Origin of the sequence: Actinomadura sp. DC4 (assembly GCF_030406325.1) — a bacterium.
Taxonomy (GTDB): Bacteria; Actinomycetota; Actinomycetes; order Streptosporangiales; family Streptosporangiaceae; genus Actinoallomurus.
Genome location: NZ_JAUEQY010000095.1, coordinates 1 through 608, shown reverse-complemented (window position 1 = coordinate 608; position 608 = coordinate 1). Strand labels below are relative to the sequence as shown.

Sequence of the window (608 nt, the reverse complement as noted above, 5' to 3'; positions counted from 1 at the left end):
GCCTGCAGCCAGCGTTCGCGGCGCCGCGCGTCCTGGTAGAGGCGCGCGTTCTCGATCGCGACGCCGGCCGCCGTGGCCAGCGCGGTCACGACGTTCTCATCATCCTCGTCGAACGCCTCACCACCCACCTTCTCGGTCAGATAAAGGTTGCCGAACACCTCCTCCCGCACCCGGATCGGCACCCCAAGAAACCTGCGCATCGGCGGATGATTCGCCGGAAACCCATAAGAGTCCGAATGCGCCGACAGATCGTCGAGACGAATCGGCCGCGGATCCTTGATCAACAAACCCAGGATGCCCAGCCCGTGCGGCCAATGCTCCAACCCGTCGATCTGCTCCTGCGTCACCCCCGTCGTGATGAACTGCGTCAGCCCGTCGTCCTCCCCGATCACCCCCAGCGCGCCGTACTCGGCGTCGACGAGCGTCGTCGCAGCCTCCACGATCGACCGCAACACGGTCTCCAGGTCCAGATCGCCCCCGATCGAGACGATCGCCTCCAACAGCGCGTGCACCCGGTCACGAGTGGTCAGGACGGTCGCGAGCCGGCTCTGCAGCTCCGCGAGCAGGTCGTCGAGCCGCAGCTGGGGAAGCACCAGGCGAGCACGGTC

Annotated in this window: 1 protein-coding gene; it reads right to left on the bottom strand. The window is 66.9% G+C overall.

Annotated features, from left to right (window positions below):
• A partial coding sequence (locus QWU11_RS47110) for a GAF domain-containing protein (RefSeq protein WP_290121142.1) occupies positions 1-593 on the bottom strand: 593 nt, incomplete at its 3' end.
• Positions 594-608: the final 15 nt, after the last annotated feature.